Here is a 507-nt window from a genome sequence, read left to right on the forward strand (position 1 = left end):
TGCTTGGGTACAACAATTTTTATCCCAAGCCAGCGACAGCGCAATGGCTGAAAACGTCCGCAACGAATGGCTGAAAACCTTGGGCGCGCGCGGCCAATGGGATTTGTTCCGTCAAGAATTCAGTAAATTGAACGCCGCCGGCGTCGCCCAAGAAGTGCAATGTTATGCCGATTTGAGCAGCGGCAATTACAGCAAAGCCGCCGAGCTGGTTCGCGTGACCGGCAAACTACCTGCCGGCTGTACCCGCTTGGTTGAAAGTGCGGCAGCTTCAGGTCGTCTGAACACCAACGACGCATGGCGTCGCGTGCGCGGCTTGTTGAGCAACAGTCAAACCACAGATGCACGCAACCTCGCCGCCGCATTGGGCAGCCCGTTTGAAGGTGGAGCGCAAGGTGCGACCGAATACAGCCTGTTGAGCGTGATCGGCAAAGATGCACGCAAATCCGCTTCTGCCGCCGCTACCCTGTCCGACATGGAATCAGGCCTCAGCCGCGAACAACGCAGCTT

The 507-nt window shown here is 57.6% G+C and carries 1 pseudogene; it reads left to right on the plus strand.

The features are described from left to right. Positions 1–507 (plus strand): annotated as a pseudogene (locus ACTHUR_RS18680) (lytic transglycosylase domain-containing protein); the annotation flags it as partial.

This window comes from Neisseria sp. P0021.S007 (assembly GCF_051956855.1).